Annotated in this window: 20 protein-coding genes and 1 pseudogene; 13 read left to right on the plus strand and 8 right to left on the minus strand. The window is 72.4% G+C overall.

Annotated features, from left to right (window positions below; translation table 11 throughout):
- Together CCN56_RS21560 and CCN56_RS21565 are read left to right on the plus strand one after the other, a co-directional pair.
- A pseudogene (locus CCN56_RS21560) lies at positions 1-656 on the plus strand (12-oxophytodienoate reductase); the annotation flags it as partial.
- A gap of 162 nt (positions 657-818) precedes the next feature.
- Entirely contained in the window at positions 819-1,484 is a 666-nt protein-coding gene (locus CCN56_RS21565; RefSeq protein ID WP_086829162.1) for a rhomboid family intramembrane serine protease, read from the plus strand.
- Between the two features lie 419 nt (positions 1,485-1,903).
- On the opposite strand, the gene CCN56_RS21570 is transcribed toward CCN56_RS21565, so the two are convergent.
- Positions 1,904-2,341 (minus strand): nuclear transport factor 2 family protein, encoded by a 438-nt coding sequence (locus tag CCN56_RS21570; RefSeq protein WP_086829164.1) that lies wholly within the window; start codon positions 2,339-2,341, stop codon positions 1,904-1,906.
- A gap of 100 nt (positions 2,342-2,441) precedes the next feature.
- Here CCN56_RS21570 and CCN56_RS21575 point away from each other — a divergent pair, with 100 nt between their 5' ends.
- Positions 2,442-3,068, plus strand: a complete 627-nt coding sequence (locus tag CCN56_RS21575; RefSeq protein WP_218779433.1) for a TetR/AcrR family transcriptional regulator — start codon at positions 2,442-2,444, stop codon at positions 3,066-3,068.
- 439 nt (positions 3,069-3,507) lie between these two features.
- Here CCN56_RS21575 and CCN56_RS21585 read toward each other — a convergent pair whose 3' ends face one another.
- Both CCN56_RS21585 and CCN56_RS45880 read right to left on the minus strand, forming a co-directional pair.
- Positions 3,508-4,125, minus strand: coding sequence for a LysR family transcriptional regulator (locus CCN56_RS21585; protein ID WP_086829168.1), 618 nt, complete (start codon positions 4,123-4,125; stop codon positions 3,508-3,510).
- Positions 4,106-4,681, minus strand: a complete 576-nt coding sequence (locus CCN56_RS45880; RefSeq protein ID WP_143664589.1) for an aldehyde dehydrogenase family protein — start codon at positions 4,679-4,681, stop codon at positions 4,106-4,108. Before CCN56_RS45880 ends, CCN56_RS21585 begins: the two co-directional genes overlap by 20 nt.
- A gap of 389 nt (positions 4,682-5,070) precedes the next feature.
- Here CCN56_RS45880 and CCN56_RS21595 point away from each other — a divergent pair, with 389 nt between their 5' ends.
- On the plus strand, positions 5,071-6,441 hold the full coding sequence (locus tag CCN56_RS21595) for a HEAT repeat domain-containing protein (RefSeq protein ID WP_086829170.1): 1,371 nt from the start codon (positions 5,071-5,073) through the stop codon (positions 6,439-6,441).
- 243 nt (positions 6,442-6,684) lie between these two features.
- Complete coding sequence (locus tag CCN56_RS21600; RefSeq protein ID WP_086829172.1) at positions 6,685-7,461, plus strand: hypothetical protein; 777 nt, start codon at positions 6,685-6,687, stop codon at positions 7,459-7,461.
- A 211-nt stretch (positions 7,462-7,672) separates the two neighbouring features.
- On the opposite strand, the gene CCN56_RS21605 is transcribed toward CCN56_RS21600, so the two are convergent.
- Positions 7,673-8,362, minus strand: a complete 690-nt coding sequence (locus tag CCN56_RS21605; protein WP_086829174.1) for a TetR/AcrR family transcriptional regulator — start codon at positions 8,360-8,362, stop codon at positions 7,673-7,675.
- A gap of 98 nt (positions 8,363-8,460) precedes the next feature.
- Between CCN56_RS21605 and CCN56_RS43320 the strand changes: the two genes are divergently transcribed.
- The 4 genes from CCN56_RS43320 (at position 8,461) to CCN56_RS21625 (ending at position 11,850) form a co-directional block, all read left to right on the plus strand.
- Entirely contained in the window at positions 8,461-9,060 is a 600-nt protein-coding gene (locus CCN56_RS43320) for a hypothetical protein (protein WP_086829176.1), read from the plus strand.
- On the plus strand, positions 9,057-10,016 hold the full coding sequence (locus CCN56_RS43325) for an NAD-dependent epimerase/dehydratase family protein (protein ID WP_086829178.1): 960 nt from the start codon (positions 9,057-9,059) through the stop codon (positions 10,014-10,016). The genes CCN56_RS43320 and CCN56_RS43325 overlap by 4 nt, the downstream gene beginning before the upstream one ends.
- 433 nt (positions 10,017-10,449) lie before the next feature.
- Positions 10,450-10,827 carry an FKBP-type peptidyl-prolyl cis-trans isomerase gene (locus CCN56_RS21620; RefSeq protein WP_086829179.1) on the plus strand — a complete coding sequence of 126 codons (378 nt, stop codon included), beginning with the start codon at positions 10,450-10,452 and terminating at the stop codon, positions 10,825-10,827.
- 198 nt (positions 10,828-11,025) lie between these two features.
- Positions 11,026-11,850: an ankyrin repeat domain-containing protein gene (locus tag CCN56_RS21625; RefSeq protein ID WP_256962079.1), complete on the plus strand. Its 825-nt coding sequence runs from the start codon at positions 11,026-11,028 to the stop codon at positions 11,848-11,850.
- 109 nt (positions 11,851-11,959) lie between these two features.
- On the opposite strand, the gene CCN56_RS21630 is transcribed toward CCN56_RS21625, so the two are convergent.
- The 3 genes from CCN56_RS21630 to CCN56_RS21640 form a co-directional block, all read right to left on the minus strand.
- Positions 11,960-12,559 carry a hypothetical protein gene (locus CCN56_RS21630; protein WP_086829181.1) on the minus strand — a complete coding sequence of 200 codons (600 nt, stop codon included), beginning with the start codon at positions 12,557-12,559 and terminating at the stop codon, positions 11,960-11,962.
- Positions 12,559-14,223 carry a helix-turn-helix domain-containing protein gene (locus CCN56_RS42000; RefSeq protein WP_256962081.1) on the minus strand — a complete coding sequence of 555 codons (1,665 nt, stop codon included), beginning with the start codon at positions 14,221-14,223 and terminating at the stop codon, positions 12,559-12,561. The genes CCN56_RS21630 and CCN56_RS42000 overlap by 1 nt, the downstream gene beginning before the upstream one ends.
- A gap of 191 nt (positions 14,224-14,414) precedes the next feature.
- Positions 14,415-16,739: an FUSC family protein gene (locus CCN56_RS21640; protein ID WP_086829182.1), complete on the minus strand. Its 2,325-nt coding sequence runs from the start codon at positions 16,737-16,739 to the stop codon at positions 14,415-14,417.
- Between the two features lie 168 nt (positions 16,740-16,907).
- Between CCN56_RS21640 and CCN56_RS21645 the strand changes: the two genes are divergently transcribed.
- From CCN56_RS21645 to CCN56_RS21660, 4 genes are all read left to right on the plus strand, one after another.
- Positions 16,908-18,404, plus strand: coding sequence for an MFS transporter (locus CCN56_RS21645; RefSeq protein WP_086829184.1), 1,497 nt, complete (start codon positions 16,908-16,910; stop codon positions 18,402-18,404).
- Complete coding sequence (locus tag CCN56_RS21650; RefSeq protein ID WP_086829186.1) at positions 18,401-19,042, plus strand: TetR/AcrR family transcriptional regulator; 642 nt, start codon at positions 18,401-18,403, stop codon at positions 19,040-19,042. The genes CCN56_RS21645 and CCN56_RS21650 overlap by 4 nt, the downstream gene beginning before the upstream one ends.
- 89 nt (positions 19,043-19,131) lie before the next feature.
- Positions 19,132-19,788: a maleylpyruvate isomerase N-terminal domain-containing protein gene (locus CCN56_RS21655; RefSeq protein ID WP_086829188.1), complete on the plus strand. Its 657-nt coding sequence runs from the start codon at positions 19,132-19,134 to the stop codon at positions 19,786-19,788.
- Between the two features lie 156 nt (positions 19,789-19,944).
- Entirely contained in the window at positions 19,945-20,403 is a 459-nt protein-coding gene (locus tag CCN56_RS21660) for a group II truncated hemoglobin (RefSeq protein ID WP_086829190.1), read from the plus strand.
- Between the two features lie 149 nt (positions 20,404-20,552).
- Here CCN56_RS21660 and CCN56_RS21665 read toward each other — a convergent pair.
- Positions 20,553-24,552 (minus strand): tetratricopeptide repeat protein (locus CCN56_RS21665; RefSeq protein WP_086829192.1); only part of this gene is annotated, 4,000 nt, incomplete at its 5' end.

The raw sequence follows: 24,552 nt of genomic DNA on the forward strand, positions 1-24,552 counted from the left end.
TCGGCGCCTTCGCCGAGGCCGCCGCCGCCGCCGAGCGCATCGGCTTCGACGGCGTCGAACTGCACGGCGCCCACGGCTACCTCCTCGACCAGTTCCTGTGGGCGGGGACGAACCGCCGTACCGACGCCTACGGCGGCGACCCCGTGGCCCGTACGAAGTTCGCGGCCGAGATCGTGGCCGCGGTCCGCGAGGCCGTCTCGCCCGACTTCCCGGTGATCTTCCGCTTCTCGCAGTGGAAGCAGGACGCCTACGACGCGCGGCTCGCCGAGACCCCGGAGGAGCTGGAGGCGATCCTGGCCCCGCTCACCGCGGCCGGCGTCGACGTGTTCCACGCCTCCACCCGCCGCCACTGGGTACCCGAGTTCGAGGGCTCGGACCTGAACCTGGCGGGCTGGACCAAGAAGCTCACCGGCAGGCCCACCATCACCGTCGGCTCGGTCGGCCTCGACGGCGACTTCATCCACGCCTTCGCGGGCGAGGGCGCTCCGGTTCAGGGCATCGACGACCTCCTCGACCGTCTGGAGCGCGACGAGTTCGACATGGTCGCCGTCGGCCGCGCGCTGCTCCAGGACCCGGAATGGGCGGCGAAGGTCCTGGCGGGGCGGACCGACGAACTGAAGCCGTACGACGCTGCCGCGGTGAGGACGCTGAGCTAGCCCTTGGACTCTCGAAACGGTTCGCCGCCTCCGTCGGCGAACCGTTTCGCGTTCCGACCGGGTGACGTGTTGCCCACCGCGCCTTTGACGCTGCCCGGGCCGGCAGTGCGTCGCCGTCGGGACGGGAGTACCTGCAGGGTCTGCTGCACCACCTGACAGGCTATGGGCATGGACATGCATAGTGTGTTGCTCTACGGGTGCGCTGCGGCCGTCGTCGTGTCGGGTGTCCAACTCCTGGCGGCGCTCGCCGTGAAGGACGGCGAGGAGAAGGCTCCTCCGTCGGCCCTGCTGCAGTCGTGGCGGCGGCCGGTACCGAGAGCCGCCGCGGGGCTGACGGGCGCCATGGTGGCGCTCGGCGTGGCCCAGGTGGTCGCCCCCGCCATGATCGATGCGCTGGAGCGCCACCCTCATGGCGCGTGGTGGCGAGCCGTGACCGCCTTGACGGTCCAGTCCTCAGGATGGTTTCAACTCGTCTTCAATCTCGCTGCGCTGGCCGTTGTCGCCCCGGTCGCCGAGCGGCATTTCGGTCCCTGGCGGATGGTGCTGATCTTCACGACGAGCGGTGTGATCGCACAGGCGGTGAGCATGGCCGGCTGGAGTCTCCGAGGAGGCGGCGACTCGGTGGCGATCTGCGGCCTCGTCGGCGCACTCGGCGCCCATTACGCGACGCGCGGCAGCGTCATCGCCCTGCGACGGGTGGCCCTCCTCGTCCCCGCCGCAGGTCTCGTCCTTTGTCTCCTCGCCAACAACCACGGCGTCGGGCTCCTCGTCGGCTGCGCACTCGGAGTCGGACTCGCGTCTCCTGCCCGCCAACACCTGGTGGCCTGATCCCGAGCGACGGACGGCGGCCGCATCGCTCCCCAGGAACCCGCCGCCCGCGGGGAACCGCAACCGGCCGCCGGCATCCACGAGTCGGTAGGGCCGGCCAGGAACACCGGACCGTCCCCGCAGGCACGGGACGCAGCCGACCTTGTCCACCTTGTCCACGGCGAGGCCGGTCACCACCCAGGTGGGACACATCACGAGACGGCGTCGCACGCAGCCGCGGGACCTTCCCCGCCGGCGCGCGGTGACGGCCGTGGGCCCGCCTCTGGCGGGGACGACATCCCGAACGGCAACCACACCTGGGCGCCGAAGGCCGCTTCCCGAGCGGGCCACCATCACTGCCGGGCTGCCGCCCAGAGTGATCGCGGGACCTCGGCGCCGCATCCGACACGGCCTGACGCACCATCACGTGCCAGTCGGCCTCACCGGTCCAGTGCGGCAAGCAACTGGCTCGCGCGGCCGTCCGCCACGGCGAAGGCGAGGTGGTCGTGATAGTCGCGGGTCTCGACGATCAGGCCATTCCTGACGCGCAGCACCTGGACGTTGGCGGTGCGGAAGGCGCGGCCGGTGGCGGGGTACAGGCCCTCGTAGTCGAACTCGGCTATCACCACCTCGGGGTCGTCGGTCTCGTGGACGCGGATGTTCTCGGCACGCAGGCGAATCGCGTCAGAGGCTCCCAGAGCATCGAAGCGCTTACGAAGCTCCGCCCGGCCGTGGACGCGGCGCGGGGGGACCGGCGAGAAGACGATCTCCACCTCGGCGTCCTCCGCGTAGAGCTCGGGCAGTTCACTCCACTTGCCCGCCGAGATGAGACCCGTCAACTTCCCGAAGACCTCGCGGGGCGTAGCTGGTGCGGACATGGCTTACCTCCGTGATCCCGCCGCCTATAATCGGATAGGTGACTCCGTTTCTGACGATACGGATAGCCCACTCCGTTTGTCCAGGCATGGCGAGGATCACTTGACGACAGATCAGACTCCCCCCGACACAGGCGCGAAGCCCCTGCGCGCCGACGCGCGGCGGAACCGTGCGCGGCTGCTGGAGGTCGCCGAGGCGGTCTTCACCGAGCGGGGCACCGGCGCGTCCACGGAGGAGATCGCCCGTGAGGCGAAGGTCGGCATCGCCACCGTGTTCCGGCATTTCCCCACCAAGGAAGCCCTGTTGGAAGCGGTACTCGTCCGACGACTGCAACGGCTGGCCGACGAGGGGCAGCGACTGATGGCCGAACCCGGGCCGACGTACGCCCTCTTCGCGTTCTTCGACCTGGTGCTGGATCAGTCCCCCGTCAAGAATGCCTTCGCCGCTGCGCTCGCGGATGCGGGAGTCGACGTCCGGGCCGCCACCTCCGAGGCCGGGCGCGCCCTGCGCGAGGTGCTCGCCGCCCTCCTCGACGGCGCCCAGCAGGCCGGTGTGGTGCGACGGGACCTGGAGGTGCCGGAGCTGACGGCAATCCTGGTGGGCACCTGTCGCATGCTGGAGCACCTGGACGGTCACCCGGAGGCCGCGAAGCGCGCCCGAGCGGTCGTCCGCGACGGGCTGAGGGCGCGTGCCGGGAGCCCGGGAGGACAGGGACGTTCCCACTCCTGAAGAAGGGGACGGTCCGGTCCGCGGTGACGGGCGTTCCGCAGGAGCAGAGCTTCTCGGAGCGATCCGGTGACCTCGGCCGGGGAGACGCGGGGAGACGGGTGAGTCCTGGTCGTTCGTGTACGCCTCCCACCGTGCGGACGTCCATGCGCTCCTTCCAGTCGGCGGGGAGCGTCATTCGACGCATGGGCGCGGCCGCCGTTCCATTCGGCCCGGGCCGGGCCGGGGCGTCGGTCACCGTCTCCGGGGCGAGAACGCCTGCGGCTTCGAGGAAGACGATCAGGCCGTGGTCGAAGTGGGCCAGGCCGAGGATCTCGTCGTGCCCGGCCAGATGCGCGGTTGCCCTCCGGCGTTGTCCTCCGGCCTCCGGAGGCCGCCCGAGACCGCCCCCACGGGTGGTCGGCTAGAACCTGTCCGTTCCGTCCGGCTGGCACTCTTCGCGTCACCCCGACGAGGGCCTGCATGTTCTCCCCCGTCGGCCGCGCTCGGCGGGCGTGGTCGTGGAAGGCGGCCTCCCTCGCGGCCGGGGTCGCGCGGGGCGGGGACGAAGGCGAACGGCTGCGGCGGGAAGGGTTCCCACGCGGACGTCGTCCACTACGGCGTGCTCCGAGATCAGCGCCAGGCGTTCGTCCAGTACCGTCTCGGTGACCAGCCGTGATGCCGTCGGCACGCCGGCCACGACCACGATGCCGATGTCGCCGGCGACCAGCCGGTCCAGTACCGCTTCGTTGTCGCCCACGAAGATGTCGCAGTCGATGCCGGGATGCTGCTGGGCGAAACGCGCGAGGAGCGGTGGGAGCAGGTGGGTTCCTACCGTGGTCGAGCCGCCGACCAGGGGGCGTCCGGAGGCCGGGCCGCTCACCTGTTGGACCGCGGCGACCTCCTCCTGGGCCAGGAGGAAGACCCGTTTGCCGTACTCGGCCAGTACCTCGCCGTCGGCCGGATCCGGGTGCCCGACCGGTCGATCGGAGTGGCCTTCGAGGACTTTTCCAGACGGCGTACCTGGTGGGAGGAGGCGGCCGTCCCGGCGACTTCGACCATCAGGGGTGGATCCGCGCATGACCGAACCGCTGGCAGTGAACGGGCGCCGCTACCCTCGGCCCCGCCGTCCCGTCGTCGTGGTGTGCGTCGACGGCAGTGAGGACGCCTACCACGAGCGAGCGATCACGGACGGCCGCATGCCCTTCCTGGAGCGCATGCTCACCGCTGGCGCCGAGGTCATGATGAACGACCCCGGACTGCTGCGCGCGCCGACACTGTTCGCCAAGGAGTGCCGCCGTCAGGGGCGTCAACGCGGAAGGTGTACGCCAGGGTCCGCGGGTCCTCCGCCGGGACTGCCACTCCGCCCAGCAGCCGTGCCTGCCCCACGTGGAGTCCAGCACCGCGCGGGCCCTGACCACCTCACCCCGGGTCTCCGGCAGGAGCTTGCCCTGCTCACGGGTGATCGCAGCGGCGAACTCGTCGGCCCGCGCGGTGAGCGGCCGGCCCGCCTCCGCCAGATACGCGGCTCGTTCGATCGGGCCCGGGGCCCGCCAGGCCCGGCAGTGCCGCCCCGGCGGCGTCGGCCGCGCGGTCGGCATCGACACCGCCCGGTTCCGCGGAACCCCCGATCGCATCGGAGAAATCCGCCGGATTGACCTTCTTCCGTACGAGCCCGGACTCCGCCGGAACCCGCCGGCCGTCAACGAAGTTCAGCCGCAGACGCCGGGAGACGTCGTCGGGCGAAGACGCCTCGAAACGCCGTCTTGCCGAAGGTGCTGTGAACGAGCCGTGCCCTCCCCTTCGTCGGACCCGGGCCGGCACACACGACCGGCCCCGGCCAGACTCGCCCAGGACAAGGACCCCCACAATCCGCGATTGCCCAATGCCGGCGACAGCCACCGCCCCCTGCTCGTCCGTGAGATCTCCCCGACCCGTGAACCGTGGTCATTCGTCGCTCAGGGTTCGAGCCCGGCGCTACTGAGCAGGTGACCTCCTGTCAGTGCACCCGGTTAGGGTGCCCGCCATGGACATGGAACTGCTGATCGAATCCCTCTCGGGTTCCTGGGAGCGCACCCGTTCGGCGCGGGATGCGCTCGTGGGGCAGGGAGCCGCTGTCGTCGGTGCGGTGCTGGACGTGCTCTGCGACGAGCAGTCGCCCGTCGAGTGGACGGTCTCGGCGGACGTCCTGTGCCGGATCGGGGAGCCCGCTCTCCTCCCCCTGGCACACGCGGTCGCGGCCGCGGACTCGCCCGAGATCGCGCGTAGGGTCGGGTGGGCGCTGGGACGACTCGAGGTGGACGATCCGGCGGTCTACGCACCACTGTTGAATCATGCGCACCCACGGGTTCGGAGCGGCGCTCTCTTCGCCCTCCAGAGTCGCGGCGAAGCGGCGGTGCGGTTCATCGACCGGCTGATCCCCTCGCTGGGAGACCCTGAACCAGAGGTCCGGCAGCGAGCGGTCCGGGCATTCAAGGCGATCGGCACCGCAGGTGTGCCCGACCTGCAGCGTGTTCGCCGTCTGCCCGCATCCGGCCCCAGGGTACGAGCCGGCGCGCTCGAGGCCCTGGCTACCATCGCGGGGCCTGCGGGTCTCGACTCCAAGGACCGGGACGCCTGGCGTCGGCTGACGGAGATCAAGCTGTCGGCCGAGGTCCCGGACGGCATGCACCTGTGCGGTTCCTGGTACGCGGTGCCGACGACCGACCAGGACGCCGTACTCGAGGCGTTCGATCTCGACAGCCCGCAGCCGGTCACCCTTCGGACCGGTGCGGCGGCCTGGAACCACGACCACCACGACTGGGACCGGACCCATCCGCACGCCGCCTGTTCCCGCGTCTTCGTCAGTCCTGCCCTGGACGGTTGGACGCTCGTCTTCGGCGACTCCTCCCGGGACACCCACCGCATCGAAGACGCGGACGACCGGGACGAGGCCCTTCCCCTCGTCGTGGGACAACGGTGCACCGACCTCAGCCGCCGCTTCGGATCCGCCCAGTGGTACGGGATGAGCTGCGGCGACGGCTGGACCGCCTGGTGCATCGCCGAGGACGGAGAAGTCGTACGTCACTACGACGCGGAGGACGCCGAGGAGAACGGCGACGACGGACCCTCGCACCCGGCCGAGGCCGGCTACCTCCTGCCGCATGAGGACGGCTTCCCCGACGACGCGTTCGACGACGTGGACACCTCGGACTCCGACGCGTTCACCACCCGGTACCACCAGGTCAAGGAAGAGCTCGAGATCCCCGACACCTGCTACGCCGACGACATCGCGGCGCGGTTGTCGGTCGACCCCGGAGCACTCGGACCGCACACCAGAACCTCGGGCCGGGGAGTCCTCGCCCTCACCGCATGCGGCCGGGAACACGGTCACCCCGCCGGGGCGCTGCCCGTGTGACGCGCTCGGTCGCGCCCCACCGACTTGCGTCCGCTCCGGGCGACCGCGACCGCAACGCAACCGCAACCGCGACGCCGTTGTCAGTACCTCCATCGGCGTCAGTACCTCCATGGGCCGCCGTGCCCACATCACGATCACACCCGGCCCGAGCAGGAACCCGTTCCCCCGTCCGCCCGTCATGTCTACGGGAGTTGCCCGAGACTCACCCCTTTCGCTCTTCACCACCGAGGTACGAGGAGATCCATGGTCGACACCGTCAACTCACTGGCCACCCGTGTTCACGAACTGCTGGTGGGGTTCCTGACCAACGGCCCCGCCGCGGTGGGCACCACCACCGCGGGTCTCCACGACGTCGTCGCGCGCGCCACGGCGCTCGGCCCCCACGGCACGTGGCTCGTCGCCGCGGGCCACACGGGCCTCGCCGACCTGGCCTGCGTACAAGGGCGGACGGACCGGGCCGTCTTCCACCTCGACGCTGCGGTGTCGGCCGGCTACAACGACTGCGTGGCGCTCCACGTCGCCGCCATGCGCCCGTTGCACGACGATCCCCGATTCCGAGCCCTGTACCAGCGGATGCGCATCACCCAGGCCGACCTCGACGAGTTCTTCTGGCTGCACCAGGAAATGCAGATCATGTCGCAGGACGCCCAGCAAGCGACCGTCGACAACATCGACCGCCTCGACACCGGGGTGTCGCCGCTCCCCCAGGCCCCCATGCCGACCCGCGAACCGAACACCCCCGGCGTCCTGATCACCCGCCTCGATCTCGCCGCGGCCCAGACCGCACTCCAACAGGTCGTCATGAAGGCCGAGTTCCAGCGCAGCTCCGGCAATACCAGCCTCAGCCTCATCGACGACTCGTGGGACTACGCCCGCGCCAGGCACGATGCCCGGCACGCCGACGAGCTGGACTCCCGACGTCTGCGGGCCGCCGAGGCCCGGGCTTTCGTCGAACGCCCCGGCGCCGGCACCACGCTCGTCCCCTGTCCGCCGCTGGGCTCGATCGCGTACCCGAGCTGAGGAGGGCCGCACCGGCACGGGGGCCGGTGCGGCTTCTTCGCCCGCCCTCTCGCTCACGCGCCCTGCGGTCGGCCGCCGCCGGATCCTCGTCGGCAGGAAGTCCGGCAAGGGACGGGGCGGCATGGATGCAGGACGCAGGACCAGGGCCTATCCGACCCTGATCCGCCGGACAGACCCTCGGCGGGCCGATGGCGGAACGCCGGAAGGAGCCTCAGTCCTTCGCCCGCCCCGCGATGCCGTCCAGGACCCGGTCGAGCCCCCACACGTACTGCTCGTCGGAGACGAACTGCGCGATCGTGTCCGCCGCCCGAGCCGTACGGGGGTAGCGGTCGGCGGGGACGGCGCGGAGCTGCTCCCGGCGGGTCGCGACCCGCTCGTCGAGCGGCGGGGGCGGCGCGGGTGAGGGGAGTTCGGCGGCTTCCAGGGCGATCGCACCGAGGACCTGGACGATCAGCAGGTACGAGGCGCGCGCCGCCTCCGTCGGGTCGAGGCCGGCGTCCTCGAGGACCATGAGCAGGGCTTCGCCGAGCGCGAGGGCGTGAGGGCCGTCCATCGGGCCGGAGAGCAGCAGGTGGACCGCGCCCGGGTGGGCGAGCAGGCGGTGTCGCAGGTCGGCGGCGAGCGTGTGGATGCGGTCCCGCCAGGGCGTGTCGCGGGCGGTGAGGGCCGCGAGGTCCGTCTCGCCGAGCAGGTGCTCGACGACCGCGCGTACCACTGCGGCACGGTCGGGGAAGTACGTGTAGACGGCATTCGGCGCGAGTCCCAGCTCGGCGGCGATGCCCCGGATGCTCACCGCGTCTGCGCCGCGGGCACCGAGCAGCCGGATGGCCGCCGCGACCACCTCGTCCTCGCCGACCGCCCGCTTCCGGCCCCGCTTCGCCGGCGGCGCGTCCTGTGCCATCCGTACGCCTCCTCGCCCGTCCTGACCCGAAACCTTGACGAGTCATTTTTGCACGGCGTACATTAATTGCACGGCGTACAGAAAATGGAGGTGCTCCCATGCGTGCCCTCATCCGCGGTCCCAGACGCCCCGCCTTGCGCGTCTGGACCCGATGGACGGCCGGTTTCCTGGCGTTCCCGATCGCCGGCCTCGCCGGCCGCGCGGCGGCCGGTCCGGTCGACGACGCGATGAGCGCCCTGGTGGGCGGGGTCGTGACGGGGGCGGTGATCGGCGTCGCGCAGGCGCTCGTCTCCTCCGGCCGGCTGAGCCCGCCGCGCTGGGGCGCGGCCACCGCGGCAGGCAGCGGGCTCGGGCTTCTGCTCGGCGCCGCCCTGGTCGGCCATCGCACCGATCTCGGTTCACTGGCGCTCATGGGCGCCGTCGAGGGCGTCCTGCTCGGCGTGGCCCAGGCCTGCGCCCTGCCGCGCACCGCCCGCCCGCCGTGGCCCTGGGCGGCGGCGACGCCGGTCCTGTGGGCGGCGGGCTGGACGGTGACCACCCTGGCCGGTGTCGGGGTGGACGCGCGGTTCACCGTCTTCGGCGCCACCGGCGCACTCGCCTTCTGCGCCCTCTCCGGCATCCTGCTCCACGGGCTCCTGCCCGCCACCTCCCCCGGCCGGACCACCGGCTCGGGCTCCCTCCACGAGGTCGACGCATGAAGCACACCACCGCACCCCGTCACGTGATCTTCGGCTCCGGCGCCGTGGGCACGGCCGTCGCCGAGGCACTGGTACGCCGAGGAGAGCCGGTCCGCATCGTCAACCGATCCGGCCGAGCGGACGTCCCCGACGGTGTCGAGGTGGTCGCCGGCGACGCGGCCGATCCCGCGTTCACCACCGCCGTCGCGGTCGGCGCGGCCGTCGTCTACCAGGCGCTCAACCCGCCGTACCACCGCTGGCAGCAGGAGTTCCCCGCCCTCCAGGCCGGCGTGCTCGCCGCGGCCGAGGCGGCCGGTGCCCGCATGGTCTCGATGGACAACGTCTACAGCTACGGACCTCCCGGAGGCCGCCCTTTCACCGAGGAGACCCCCGACGCCGCGACCACCCGCAAGGGGCGGCTCCGGGGCCGGATGGCGCAGGACCTGCTCGCCGCGCACAAGGCCGGGCGCGTGGAGGTGGCGATCGGTCGCGCCTCCGACTACTTCGGGCCGCGCGGCGGCGCCCAGTCCAACCTCGGCGACCTCGTCTTCCCCGCCCTCCTCGCCGGGCGCACCGCGACCGTCCTCGGCGACCCGGACCAGCCGCACACGTACACCTACCTCCCCGACATCGGGGAGGCGCTCGCCCTCCTGGGCCGCCACCCCGACGCCCCGGGCCGTATCTGGCACCTCCCCAACGACCCGCACACCCGCACCACCCGCGAGCTCGTCGACCTGGCCCACCACGCCACCGGCCGCCCCGGCACCGCCCGTCTGCGCCGGATGCCGACGTTCGCCCTGTACGCGATGGGCGCGGTGAACCGCACCGTACGCGAACTCATCGAGATGCAGTACGAGTTCGCCGAGCCCTTCGTCGTCGACTCCAGCCTCGTCCGGGACCGGCTGGGCGCCGTCGCCACCCCGGTCGAGGAGGCGCTGGAGCAGACGGTGGCGGCCTACCGCGCTCTCAGAAAGTGAGCGCCCGGACGTCGCCCCGACCGCGAACGACGGGGTGAGCAGCTGTTCCCGAGTCGCTCGTGCCGGGTGGCCAGGTGATCGAGTTCTTGCGCCCGGCCGGGCCGTCTCCGCGGGTGCGAGGAGCAGCCATCTGCGATGGCGTGTGTCTGGTCCCCAGGGTGGTCGTCAAGCACCGCTGGTCGTTGCGGGTACGGGGGCACCACAGACCTCGTCCGGGACGATCAGCAAGTCGACGACGAGCACCCGGTCGGCTCGGGCCTCGCCATGGCCGTACCGAAGACGTAACACACCTGGTCACGCTGAGCGCCGTGCCCGTGGGGTCCGACGCACCCCGGGGGCGGCGTTCTCGGTAGCGTGATCGTCTACCGCATGGAGTGACCATGCGCCCGGCTGGTCCGTACGCGGACCTCCGGCGGACAGTGATGAGGCTGCGATGAGTGAACCGACGAAGCCCGAGATCGACCTTCCGGAGGGTGACGCTCCCACCGAGCTGACCATCCGGGACCTCGTCGTCGGGGACGGGCCCGAGGCGAGGCCGGGCAGGGTCGTCCAGGTCCACTACGTCGGGGTCACCTTCGAGTCCGGCAAGGAGTTCGACGCCTCCTGGGACCGGGGTCAGCCGTTCAAGTTCGCCGTGGGCGGCGGCAGGGTCATCAAGGGCTGGGACCGGGGGATCAGGGGGATGAAGGTCGGCGGTCGGCGCGAGATCATCGTTCCCCCGCGCCTCGGCTACGGCAAGCAGTCCCCCTCGTCGCTGATCCCGGCGGGCTCGACGCTCGTCTTCGTGGTGGACCTGCTCTCGGTGGTCTGAGGCGGACCTGCTGCCGCCCGGCCTCCCCGTACGGAGCCGAGGGCCGGGCAGTACCCGCCGCTCGGCCGACCGCGGCGCCGTAGCGGTGCCGTGCTCGCGATGTGCGTGGGGGCAGCAGGCCGACCGGGCTCGTCACGCGGTCGGCCACCCGATCGTTCCGGGCGATGGAGCGGGGGTCGGCCGCTGCACCGTGCGGCGTTGTTCGGCTCTCCGGAGGTCGTCGCCGAGCCGGCCGGTCGCGTGGCGGACGTGGACGCGCTGGAGGACGGGGTGACGGCCCTGTGGGAGGCCGTCGTCTCCAGGAAGCCGGAGAACGCGCGTGCCCTCGCCGCTGCCGGGGCCGATCCCTGGCGGCCGTCGATCGGCGGCTGGTCACCGGGGCGACTGAGCCTCGCCGGACCGACGCCGGACCTCTTCCCGGTACCGGCGCAGGTGTCCCTGACCGACACGGAGCGCGCGGCAGCGCGGGAGGCCGACCGGCTCATCGCGGCGCTGGGCGAGTTCCACTACGAGGGCACGGGGCTGGCCTGCGTGGCAGGGATCGACGCGGCCGAAGCGGTCCGCCGTCTGGAGGCGGCACCGGTGGAGGGCGAGGTCGTCGACGAGTTGCTCGAAGCCCCGTACGAGTACGACATGGAGGAGAGCCTGCGCTTCATCGGCGTGACGTCCGTGCCGGGCGGGTGCATGGTGACACAACCGTGGGGATACGCGCCGCAGATGCCGGGCGTGCTGACCCGACTGTCCGCCGGAACCGTCTGCTACGGCCTGTACGCCAATCCCAAGAGCGGCAACCAGGGCAGCGTCGCCCGTCACGGAACCGTCGAGGGCTGGGACCTCCACCCGGGTGGTGGGCCGTACGAGAACGACGCCCCCGAGGAGGTGCTGAACGCCTACCTCTACCAGTACAAGGCCGTGGCCTGTGCCTGCGCGTTCGCGGGACTGTGTCCGACCGACGCGCGCGCCGTCGTCGGTCCTCCCGATGTATGGGTCGAACTGCCGGAGCGTGACTACTGGACTCACTGACCCGAGCGAACCGTCCTCGGGCGCCCCGCCCCGGGCTGCCCTCACCGGGGCCGGCCGCGTGGTGCGGGGGACGGGCCCGCCGCGGGCGCGCCGGATGGCGTCCTCCTGGTCAGGCTCCGATGCCGACGGAGGAGACGTGGGCGTAGGCGTTGTAGTCGGAGTCGAGGTCGCTGATGACGTCGTCCCAGATCTCGTCGACCGTGTCGGCGTCCTGGGCGGCCCAGGCGTCGACGAGGTCGCCCCAGATGTAGCGGACGGTGATGGACCGCTGCTGGAGGTTGGGGCGGAGGCGTTCGGCCGGTACGTGGCTCTGGTCGACGGGATAGATCTCCATCCGGCGGCCGCGGCCGTCGTTGTCGAGGTGGCGCTTGAGCCAGCCGGAGCGGATCAGGTTCTCCCGTCGCCGGATCCAGTACGCGCCGTCGATGCGTTCGCGGTTCGCCGCGGTGGGGGTGGACCTGCCCTTCGTCCAGGCGCGGATCGTGCGGGCGGTGACGCCCTGGTCCTTCAGCGCGGCGCGGCCGGCCGGGCTGTCGAGGTAGCGCAGACGGGCGGCCAGTCCTCGCTTGGAGGTGACGGGCGAGGAGATGCCGGAGGAGTAGACGATCCGGTTGAGCTCCAGAATCAGGGCTTCGCCGCCCTTCATGCCCCGGGTGTTGAACCTCCCGAATTCTCCCCATCGGGACCAGAGGTCGGGTGATCCGGCCATCAGCGCTTACCTCCCAGGATGTAGGTGGCCTTTTCCTTGACCTGGTTCAGGTCCCGGCCTTCGGGGAACACCGGGCGCCAGTCGCCCACGACGTGGAGTTCGTCGGTGCCGGAGATCTCCACGACCTGGAGCCCGGCCCTGCGCGCCTTGTCGGCCTTCATCCACAGGTTGGCGAATGCCTTGGCCCGGATGATGTGCATCCAGTCCGGGCGGCGCAGTTCGCGGTTCGCGCTGGACTCGCCGATGGTCGACACGAATTTGGAGTACATGGCCTTCACGTACGCCACGGTCAGTTCGTCGCCCTCGGCGAGGGCGGTTCTCCGGGATTCGGCCAGTGCCCGGCGGAGCTTTTCCAGCAGGGCTTCGGACGCGCCGGAGACCAGGGACCGGTGGATCAGCGGGGCGTCCGCGAGATCCTGCCGGGCGCAGTCGAGGAGCAGGCGCAGTGTGGACTCGCTGACCCACAGCTCCCCCGGCTCCATGCGGTTGCCCAGCGGGTTGGGCAGGTCGGTGTGGTCCCAGGCGGCGGGGGTGATGAGGTGGACGCCGGCCTTCTTCGGGTCGTGGACGCCGCTGGTGTCCTCGACGAGCCGGCCGATCGGGAGCCAGCACTTGAGCGCGGACAGGTAGGCGGCGTTCATGTCGAGGGCGGTCACCTCGATCTCCTCGCCTCGCTTCGCCGCCGCGAAAAGCTCGGGGTTCCGCCACTTGGGGCGGCCCTCCCAGATTTCGTCCGCGCCTTTCTGGGACTTCTTCCGGAGGATCTCCTGCGTCGGCGGGAATTCCGAATGCTCGTAGCGGCCGCCCACCCGGGACGCCTTCAGGAGCGTCATCACATCGGGAATGGCCATCTTGATCAGCTCGGCCTGCGCCGCCTCCGTGTCGCCGGAGCACGCCGCCAGCACCTCGTGCACACGGTCGGAGATCTGCTCCACCAGCGTCCCGGAGGCGTACCCGGGGGTGTTCCGTCGGGGCTCGGCCGTCTCCGGTACGGCGGACGCGGCCTGTTCGGCGGGCGTGGCCGGGGTGGCCGGCGTGGCCGGCACGGCGGGCTCAGCCGCAACGACCGGAGCGGCCGGAGTGACGGCAATCGTCGGCGGCTGGGCCGCGGGAGCCGGGGCGGGTGTCTCCTCGGCGCCCGGGAGCGGGGCGGAGGCCGGCGGCGCGCTCGCCGCAGCCATGGCCTCCGCGCAGTCCTCCGCAGTCAAGTGTTGCGGGAAGCCCTCCAGCTCGTGCCGTGTCGGCTGCCCGCACAGCACGCACGGTTGCACCGCGGCTGCGGGGGGCTGGACCGACGGCACGGCGGCAGGGGCGGCCGTCGGCTCGGAGGCCGGGGGTTCCTGGCGTACCGGGGGTTCCGGGCGTACCGGGGGTTCCGGGCGTACCGGGGGAACGGTGAGCGTGCCGGGCGTGAGGCTCGGGGCAGCGCCGTGCAGGACACCGATGGCATGCGTCGGACCGGCCAACAGGTCGAGCGCGGCCAGGCGGTAGTGCGCGGCGAGCAGGTCGACGTCCTCCAGCGACCAGTGGGCGCCGCCGGACTGCTTGCGGGAGACCTGGGCCTGGGACAGCCCGAGCGCGGCAGCCAGGTCGCCCTGCTTCTCGCCCGCCCGTGACATGAGCGCGGCCACCGTGAGCCTGAGGACCTCTTCCGTACTCAACACGATGCCAACGTAGCATTTCTGATGCGTAATACGCATACGCAATGCGGGGTCGGCGGTCTGCTCATTCGCGTGGCGTTGAGGGGCGGTCCGTCCTGGCGGCACCCTTCAGGGAGGCGAATCCGCCGCGACGTTTCCCGGGTTCCCGGTGCGGCGCGGCCGAGCCGGGCATCCTCTTACGGAGGGGGTGGTCGTCACGGCCGCCGAACCGGGCGGGGCCGCCAGGACTGGGAGGAACGCGGCCGGGGGGAAGGCGGGTGTGCTGCGTTCGGAGCCCGGCCGACCAGTGCGTCGGCACGGGTCTCGGCCTCGCCCGTGAGCCGTACCAGGTCCGTTTTCAGTGAGGTCAGCCAGGAGACCGTCGCGTAGTACACGCGTGGTGCGCCGGGCGGGTCGTCGGCGCCGGCGGCGGAGGTCGTCGAGGTGTGGAGTGGTACCGGCGTTTCCGCCGTGTCCCCCGTGGGGTCCATCCGGGCGGAGGTCAGCAGCATGGCCGCCGCGACCCGGTCGCCCGCGCGGATGACGGCCTCCGCGGCTTCTCTCCCCAGCGGCGGAACCACGACCGGCTCGGGAGGTACGAGCAGCCGGTCGGCGCCCCACAGCGTGTGGTGCCCGGCGATCAGTGCGGCCTGCCAGTCCTGACCGGCCGGCGGTGAAACGGGCCCCTCGGGTTCGCTCTGGTACTGCGCGTACGCCGACTCCGCCATGACCAGGGCATGCTGCAGCGACCGGTGGCCCGGCGCGGTGACCACCGGCACGCGCCACCCGCCCGCCGCGATCTGCGCCGTCGTGGCCACGACGATCTCCGCGGCGATCCGCAGCAGCACCGCGACCGACCGCCGCAACTCGTCGTGGGCACCCCGCGGCCAGGCCAGCAGTCCGAACACCGCACCGATCGCGCTGCCGGTCAGCACATCGAGCAACCGGAACTCGGCGAGCCGCCAGGTGGCCGGCGCCAGCTGTGCGAAGACCAGGGCGACCACCACCGTGAACAGCGCCTGCGTCCAGCCGACGCCTTTCACCGGCCCCAGCGTGAAGGTGACCAGCATCAGCGGCGGCAGCGCCACCGCACAGACCTCGATGTCGGTACCGACCAGCGCCAGCAACGCCGCCGCGACCAGCGCGCCGACGAGCGTGCCGGTCAGCGCCCTCCGCATGGTCGTCCGGGTCTCCCGTACCGTCGTGCGCGTCAGCGTCAGGGTGGCGAGGAGCACCCAGAAGCCGTGCGGGAGCGTGTCGACGCCCGCGATCAGCCGGGCCGCCGCCAGGGCCAGACTGATCCGTACGGCGTTCTGGAAGAACACCGACCGGCCGCCGACGTGGCCCGAAAGGCGCCGCCACCACAACCGTGGCGCCCGCATCCGCGCGTACCAGAACCGGCCCGGCGCCGGTGCGTCGGCCGCCCGGCCCCGTACGGCGATGTCGGCCGCGGTGGACATCGCGAGCGCCGCGTCCGTCACCTCCAGGAGCGCCGCATTGCGGCGCAGCACCGCGGGAGGCGCGTCCTCTGCTGCCGTCAGTGCCTGACGGATCCGCCGCAGGCGGGCATGCGCCCGACCGTCGGGGATCGCGCCCCGCAGCCGGGCGGCGGTCTCCCTCGCCACGTCCGCGACCACCCGCAGGGGGTCCGGGCCCTCTGTCTCCGGCGCCTCGGCCGCCCCGGCCCGGCCTTTCCGGGCCGGTCCTCCCGCCGGCGCGTCCGGCTCCGCTCCGTCTCCCCCGGCTCCCCAGGCTCCGGATCTTCTGGGCGGAACCGCACCCCGGGGAGGCGGCGGCAGCACCGCCAGCCGGCCGAGCAGGGTGCGCGCCGCCAGGCCCGTGTGGGCCAGTGCCCTCTGCCGCACCCCCGCTCCGGCAGGCCGTTCCGCCTCCGGGACACGGGAGGAACGCAGCCCCTCGCCCAAGGCCCGGGCGGTGCTCAGCGCGGCCTCCGGCAGTGTGTACGGGGCGGAACGCAGCCGGTCCGCGCAGCGCGCCGCACCGTCGGCGGCCCGGGCAGCCCTTTCCCGGTAGGGCAGGGCCGCCGGCTCGGGCAGCAGCGTCAGCTCCGCGATGATCAGCAGGACGAGCCCGAAGCTCGCCCCCGCCAGGCGCTCGCCCAGCGAACCGGGGTCGTAGGGCGGGAACGACGGCAGGATGTACATCAGTTGCAGGCCCGTGGCCGCGCCCGCGAACCGTGGTCCGCCGACAGCCATGAACGCCAGCACGAACCCGACGACCAGCATGCCGGCCACGGCACTCCACGTCCGCACGGACAGGTAGGTGCCGAGCGTGATCAACACCCAGCACACCGGCACCAGGCCCAGCAGCAGCGTGGCCCGCCGGCGCCCGGAGCCCGGGAGACGCGACAGCCCGGCCATGGCGATCGCGCCGAACAGCGCGTACGTCGCGCCGATCGCCGAGTCGAAGCCGTAGAGGAACACATAGAACCCGGCCGAGGCGGTGATCGTGACGCGCAGAGCCCCGCGTGCCGCCGCCCGGTAGGCGGGCGACGGCCATCGCCCGAACGCGCCACCCATGCCCCCAGCATCACCCGCGCCGCCACGTCCGGCACGACGGGGGCGCACACCCCGTCGTGCCGGATGCGGCGGGGCCCGGTCTTGGCGCGGGGTGCACACTTGTTTACCTTGGGGGTGAACACTCGTACACCCCTGCCCTTCCGGCCCTCGCACCGTCTCTGGAGCACGATGACCTCCGCCGCATCCGCATCCGGCACGACTCCCGGACACGCCCGTTCCCGGCTCGTCGTTCCCGTCCTCGCCTTCTGCGGCATGCTCGTCGCCATCATGCAGACCCTCGTCGTCCCGCTGCTGCCGCACATACCCGAGCTGACCGGGGCGAGCGCGGGCGCCGCGGGCTGGCTCGTGACCGTCACCCTCCTCACCGGCGCGGTGTTCACTCCGGTGCTCGGCCGGGTCGGCGACATGTACGGCAAGCGACGGGTGCTCCTCGCGTCGCTCGGGGTGCTCACCCTCGGCTCCGTACTCTGCGCGGTCAGCTCCGACATCGGCGCACTGATCACCGGCCGGGCCCTCCAGGGCACGGCTCTCGCGGTGATCCCGCTCGGCATCAGCATCATCCGCGACGAACTCCCCGCCGAGCGCGTGCTGCCGTCGATCGCGCTGATGAGTTCCACCCTCGGCATCGGCGCGGCGATCGGACTGCCCCTGGCCGCCGTCGTGACGGAGAACTTCGACTGGCACACCATGTTCTGGGCATCCGCCGCACTCGGCCTGCTCGACTTCCTGCTCGTGCTGGGGATCGTGCCGGAGTCAGGCGTGCGCTCCCGGGGACGCTTCGACGTGCCGGGCACGCTGGGCCTCGCCGTCGTGCTGACCGGTGTGCTCCTGACGATCACCCAGGGCTCCGGCTGGGGCTGGTCCTCCGCGCTGACGCTCGGCCTGCTCGGCGCCTCGGTGGCCGTGGGTCTGCTCTGGGGCCGGTACGAACTGCGCGCCCCGTCCCCGATCATGGACCTGAGGGTGTCCGCCCGGCCCGCCGTGCTGCTGACCAATGTCGCGGCCCTGCTCATCGGCTTCTCGTTCTACGCCAACTCCCTGGTCACCGCCCAGCTCGTGCAGGAACCCACGAGCACGGGCTACGGCCTCGGCGCCTCCATCGTCGTCAGCGGACTCTGCCTGCTGCCCGGCGGGCTCGCGATGGTGGCCCTGTCCCCCCTCTCGGCGCGGATCTCCGCCGCGTACGGGCCCCGCACCGCGCTCGCCGTCGCGGCCGTCGTCATGGCCCTGGGCTACGTGGTGCGCTTCTTCACCAGCCACAGCCTCTGGCTGATCGTCGCCGGCGCCACCGTGGTCTCCTGCGGCACCGCCATCGCGTACTCCGCGTTGCCCGTCCTCGTCATACGGGCCGTGCCGGTGAGCGAGACCGCGTCGGCCAACGGGCTCAACACCCTGATGCGTTCCGTCGGCCAGGCCTGCTGCAGCGCCGTGGTCACCGCCGTACTGGCCCGCGTGACCTTCGTGGCGGACGGCCGCACCGCACCGACGCTCCACGCCTACCTGCTGATCTTCCTGATCGCCGGTGGAGCGGCCCTTGCCGCCCTCGTCGCCGGCCTCCTCCTGCCGTCCGACCGGCCGAGCCGGGACGCTTCGCGCGACGGCGACCGGCCGGACGGTACGGTCACGGTGGCACCACCCACCCACGTCGCCCGAGGGAACGCATGAGCACCGCCGACGAACCCGCCTCCCCGGCCACGGCCGGCGCGGAGCGAACCGTCCGCCGGGAAGCCGGGGAATCCCGCGCCGGTGAAGGACCGGAAGGCTCGGAGACCGGACGCGATGCCATCATCCGCGCCGCGCGGCGGGCGTTCACGCTCAAGCCGTACGCCGAGGTCACCATGCGCGGCATCGCCGCGGCGGCCGGGGTGAGCCCCTCCTTGATCGTCAAACGCTTCGGCACCAAGGAAGCCCTGTTCAACGCGGTCGTCGATTTCCGCCCGGCCGCCGCCGAACTCTTCGGCGCTCCGCTTCCCGACCTCGGTCGGCACCTCGTCCTGACCATGGTCGACCTCCGCGACCGGCTCCGCGGCGACCCGCTCCTGCGCGTGGTCTTCTCCCTCGGTTTCGAGGACGAGCGCACCCTGCTGCGTGCCCGCTTCCGCGAGCAGATCACCGACCACCTCACCGGTGTCCTCACCGGCCCCGACGCCCGACTGCGCGCCGAACTCATCGCCGGCCAACTCCTTGGCCTGGGCGCCACCCTGAGCCTCCACCGTCCTGACGGCGCCACCGCCCACACCACCGCCGAACGACTCGCGGACCTCTACGGTCCCGGCATCCAGCACCTCGTCGACGGGAGCTGAGCAGCGCAGCGGCGACGAGAACGGCCGAATCCGCCGCAGCACCGCCATCGCGACGGTTCTCGGACCGCCCGTGTTGGTAGCTTGCGGGCGTGGACGACTTCTCACGCTCGTGGACCGCACTGCGCGAGGCCGTCGCCGGTCTCGCCGACGAGGACTTCGCCCGGCCGTCGGGCTGCACCGGCTGGCTCGTACGCGACCTGGTGTGTCACCTCGTCATCGATGCCCAGGACGTCCTGATCACCCTCGCGACGCCCGCCGGCACGCCGCCGACGCGCGACGCCGCGAGCTACTGGGAGGTCGCCGACGCACCGCCGACCGGCGACGATCCGCTCGACGCGCTGACCGTACGGCTCGCCGCCGCGTACGAGGACCCGGGGCTGCTGAAGTTCCACCTCGACGACGTCGGCTCCGCCGCCGGACGCGCCGCCGTGCTCGCCGACCCCGGCCTCGCGGTCGGAACGCGCGGCGAGGTGCTCACCGTCGGCGATTACCTCTCCGCGTACGTCCTGGAGTGGACCCTGCACCACTTGGACCTCGTGGCGCAACTGCGGCGGGCCCCACGACCGCCCGCGGAGAGCCTGGCCGCCGCACGTGAACTCCTCGAGCGGATCGCCGGCGCGCCCTTCCCGGCCGAGCTGTCCGACACGGACGCGCTGCTCGTGGGAACGGGCCGTCGCATGCCCGGCAGCACCGAACGGGCCGCACTGTCCGAAGCGGCCGTGCGGTTCCCGCTCTCGCTCGGCTGAACGGGCACGCCCGGTGGCGGCGGCCCCTGCTCGTACGGTCGCTCAGCCCCCCTGCCGCTCAGCCCCCCTGTCGCCCCGCCGAGAGCGAACATCCTTGGCTCCGGGCCGTGTTGTGTGAAAGCTGGGAGAACGCATCCCGGATCACGGAGGCCTTCCATGAGCGCCGAACACACCAACACCCTGTACGAGGCCGTGGGAGGTGCCGACGCGCTGCGCCGGCTCTCCGAGACGTTCTACGAGGCGGTCCTGGCCGATCCTCTCCTCGCACCCGTCTTCGCCGACTTCACCGCCACCCATGTGGAGCACGTGGCCGTGTGGCTGGCCGAGGTCTTCTCGGGGCCTGCCGAGTTCACGGCGGAGCACGGCGGGCACCAGGCCCTGCTCCGTGCCCATCTCGGGCTCGGCATCACGGAGGAACAGCGACTGCGCTGGATGGAGCTGATGACGGCGGCCGTGGAGAAGGAGCTTCCGGACGACGCCCTGCTGCGCCGCCGGGTGGTGGAGTACTTCGACTGGGGCACGCGGATCGCCAAGGACGTCTCGGCCTCGGCCCCGGGTACGGACCTCGGCAACCCCGGCCCCACTCCGCGCTGGGGCTGGGACGGCCTCGCCTGACGCCGTCCCCGTCCGCCTGTGCCCGGTCGTTCATCGCCAGAAGTCGACGAGAGCCGGGATCGGCGCCGTCCCGCGCCACCGGCCCCCTCGACGGGCGCTGGTCCCGGCGCGGGCGTGGTGGGCGTATGCCTCGTGCGGGGAACAGCGCGTCATGGTCCGGTACGGCGCTCCGGCGTCGGCAGTAGCGCGGTGTGGGAGAGGACGGCCGAGACCGACGCCCGGTCGAAGTGGCGGCCGAGGAGGTGGGTGAACTCCTCGTCGCCGAGCTCGGCGCGCTGTCGGCGCAGGGCCGTGATGTTGAGGACGGAGTTGTCCGGCTTGAACCGCTGGTTGAGGAAGAGCGCCCGCACCAGCAGCGGCACCGCCTCCTCGGGAAGCCCCTGTTCCGCGCGCAGGTTGCCCAGTGCGCCGTAGTCGAGCGCCACCTCCGCCCACGCGCCCTGCGCCTCGTCGATGGCGAGGCACGAGCGGTAGCACTGCTCGGCCGTCTCATGGTTCCCCTGCGCCTGGGCGACCTGGCCCAGGTGGTAGGTGCTGTTGGAGACCCCCGCCTGGTTGCCCAGCCGGCTCTTCACGGCCACCGAGGCACGGAGGTACCGCTCCGCCTCTTCGTAGGCGCCCCGCTCCTGGCAGACGTGGCCGAGCTGGTGGAGCGCGATGGCCCGGTTGGTGTGGTTCCCCAGCCGTTCGTGGAGCGCGAGCGCGGCCAGATAGCTTCGCTCTGCCGCCTCCAGGTAGCGGGTCTCCAGGTTCACGCGTCCGAGGTCTTCGTGGCACTTGGCGACGGCCTCGGTGTGGCCGGCCGCCTCGCACACCGGCAGCGCACGCATCAGCAGCATCCGGGCCCGCCCGTACTCGCCGCGCGCGATCGCCGCGATCGCCAGCTGTACGTAGGCGCTGCCCAGCGGCGACCGGCTCGCGGAGGAGGCGAGCAACCGGGTGCACTGCGCGGTGAGGTCCGTGACCTCGTCCGCCGTCGGGGCATCGAGGTGCCGCCGTACGATCCGGTCGAAGGTGTCGGCGCCGAGCTCCAGGCGCTGGACGACGAGCCAGTCGAGGTCCTCGTTCCCGCCCCGGTCCCACTGTCCTTCGAGCCAGGCGTCGATCGTGCGGGGCACCGCGTCCTCCACCCGCCCCAGGACGGTTCGTACGGCACCGAGTTGCCGGTTGCACGCGGCGAGGTTCCCCCGCTCCCCGAGCGCCGCGAACACGGCGCTCGCACGGGAGAAGCACTCCTCCGCCCAGGACAGGTCCCCGAGATCGCGGGCCATCTCACCGAGCAGTCGGCAGGTCTCGGCGATGTGCGTGCTGCTCCCGATCCCTTCGAAGATCTCGAGGGCGGTCCTCGCGTGCGCCTGCGCCGTCGCGTCGTCGAAACGGGCGAGGGCGATCCTCGCCAGCCTGATCCAGCCGTTCCCCTCGTTCATCCGGTCGCCCAGGGTCATGTGGTGGGAGAGCGCGACGCGCGTGCACCGTTCCGACTTCGTGTAGTCCTTCGCGCGGAACGCCAGGATCCCGATCTGGTGCTGGGCCGCCGCGATCCCCGCGAGATCGCCCAGTTCCTCGCAGATGGTCAGCGCCTCGATGTACTGCTGCTCCGCGAGCCGGTCGTCGCCCCGGCGGCTGGTGTGGTCGGCGAGCTGGTGCAGGGTGATGGCCACCCGCCCGCGCTCGCCGATGCGTTCCGAGATCGACATCGACTGCCGGTACAGGTGCTCGGACTCGGCGGGGTCTCCCCGGTGCTCGGCGAGCAGGCCCAGGTTGTGCAGCACGCCCGCGACCAGGTCCTCGGCCCCCAGCTCCTCGAAGCGGGTCAGCGCCTGGCGGTAGCGGCTCTCGGCCTGCGCGTACCGCCCCCTGCGCGCGTCAAGGCCGCCGAGTTCCGCGAGGCATTCGGCGGCGAGCAGCGACCCCGGCACGGTCATCGACAGCGCCTCGTGTCGCAGCCGTTCCTCCCGGGCCCACTGGCCGCTCCGCTCGAGTTCGTGACAGGCCCGCTGTGTGTGGTCGATGGCCTTCGGCACACGGCCGGCGGCCAGTTCGTGGAACCTCGCTTCGAGTACGTGGCCGATGTACTCGTCCTGTGCCGTCGTCGTGCCGCTCCGCCACGCCCAGTACGCGCCCGCCCTGCGATGGGCATCGGTCAGCCGTTCCGGTCCGGCGACGCGCGCCAGGGCGGCGGCGGTCCAGCGGTGCACCAGGTAGCCGTCGCCGGCCGGCGCGAGGAGCCCCAGGTGCAGGAGCCGTGCGACGGCCTCGTCCAGGCCGTCCGGCTCCGGCGGCGGCAGCGCCGCGTCGGACGGGCCGGGCTCACCGGACGGATCGGGTGGTTCGGGTGGTTCGGCCGGGGCCTTCGCCATCTGCCAGATGAGGCCCGTCCGGTCCACCGGCAGCCGGTACACCGCCGCGCCCAGCAGCAACCGTCGTGCCGCGGGCGCCTCGTCGAGCCGGGCGAGCAGCTGCGGCAGGAGCACGTCCTGCGCGATCAGCGCACCGGTCTCGTGCAGCATCGGCCCAAGACCGCCGCCCGGCGCGACCTCACGGCCGGTCAGTGCGGCGCCCAGCCGGGCGCTCACCTCGTCGAAGCGTGCCACGCCGTCCCGGAGCAGCGCGTCGAGGTACTCCAGGGACCGCGGGTGGCCCCCCAGACGCGCCCACACCTGAGCCTGCTCGGGCGGCGACAGGGCGTCGATGCCCGGCAGGCGCCAGATCAGCTTCCGGGTCTCCTGCCAGGTCAGCGGCCCGAGGTGAAGGCTCTCGACTCCCGCGACCGGGAAGGGGTACCTGCTGGTCACGAGGATGCCGTGCCGCCGGGCCCAGACGTCGAGGAACTCCGCGAGTTCCCCGTCGCGGAGCCGGTGATCCGCGTCCAGGTTGTCCTCGGCGTCGTCGAGGACGAGCAGGAGCGGTACGGCTGCCGCCGCTGCGGGCACATCGAGCAGCTCCCGCCAGTCCCGCCCCGGCTCGTTCAGGGCGATCACCCACTGGTGGAGCGGATCGGTCTCCGTGAGCCCTTTGCGGGCGCAGTGGGCGCCAAGGCCGCGGCGCAGCTGCTCCATGATCGTGCCGGTGTCCGTCTCACCGGCGACGGCCGCCACGACGCCGTCCGCCGCGGCGGCCGTGAAGCGGCGGACGAGTTCGGCGGCCAGGCTCGTCTTGCCGACGCCGCCGATGCCGTGCAGCAGGATCCGCGGCTCGGTGCCGGCCAGCTGTCGCAGGGTCTTTCTGCGGCCGACGAAGTCGTGCCGCCCGCGGACCGTGCCGTCGACCACGACCGCCTGTGCGTCGGGTTCCCGGGGGAGGGACTCGGGCGTCGCGGAGGGGGCGCCGTCGCGAGGCGCTGCGGAGAGGGCGCCGCCCGGCCGTGACGCCGGATCGGCGAGGAACAGCGCCGGCGTCGCCCACTCGGGAAGCGGACGCGGTTCACGCGCGAGCTCCCGGCGCACCTCCGAGAAGACGGTGAGCAGGTCCGTGTCCGGGCGGCTCGCCAGACCCTCGTACAGTCGTGCGCACAGTTCGATCGCGTAGTCGTCGCTGACGGCGCTGTTCATCGCCAGCACGGCCTGGGCCCCGTTGTCCAGCAGGCTCCTGGCCAGACCCGGCAGCTCGGCCTGTCCCTCCCGTGCGGTGGAGCAGCCCGCCAGGACGATGAGCGGCACCCCGCCGTCGGACGGCATGACGTCCCGTACGAAGCGGGCCGCGTCCACCGCGTCCTCCTCGCCCGTGGCGGTCTCCAGGAGCAGCGCGCCGGGGCGGGCGTGGCAGGAGACGTGCAGGACGTCGCAGGGCTCCGCGTCGAGCGCGGACCGGATCGCCGCCGTGCTGCCCCACTCCAGGACGCGTACCCGGTGGCCCGTGCGGCGACCGGGCTCCACGGCGTCCAGGATCCTCGCCCATTCCCGTTCGTAGTCCAGGAGTCGCCCCGAGCTGTCGTCCGGTGCGGCGACCGCGGCGACGATGCGCAGGGGCCCGCCGGGGGTGGCGGGGGCCGGCCTTCCGGTGTGCCGCGTCGACCGGTACAGATCGACGTCGGGGTCCAGCGCCAGGGGAAGGTCGCGACCGGGTGGTAGGAGGGTCTCCCACGGCAGGTCCGCCTCCGCGGGGTCGGCCGCCTCGACGCCGACCCGGTGCCGGCCGGGCCGGCTCAGC

Source organism: Streptomyces sp. NRRL B-24572 (assembly GCF_002156145.1).
Lineage (GTDB): Bacteria > Actinomycetota > Actinomycetes > Streptomycetales > Streptomycetaceae > Streptomyces > Streptomyces vietnamensis.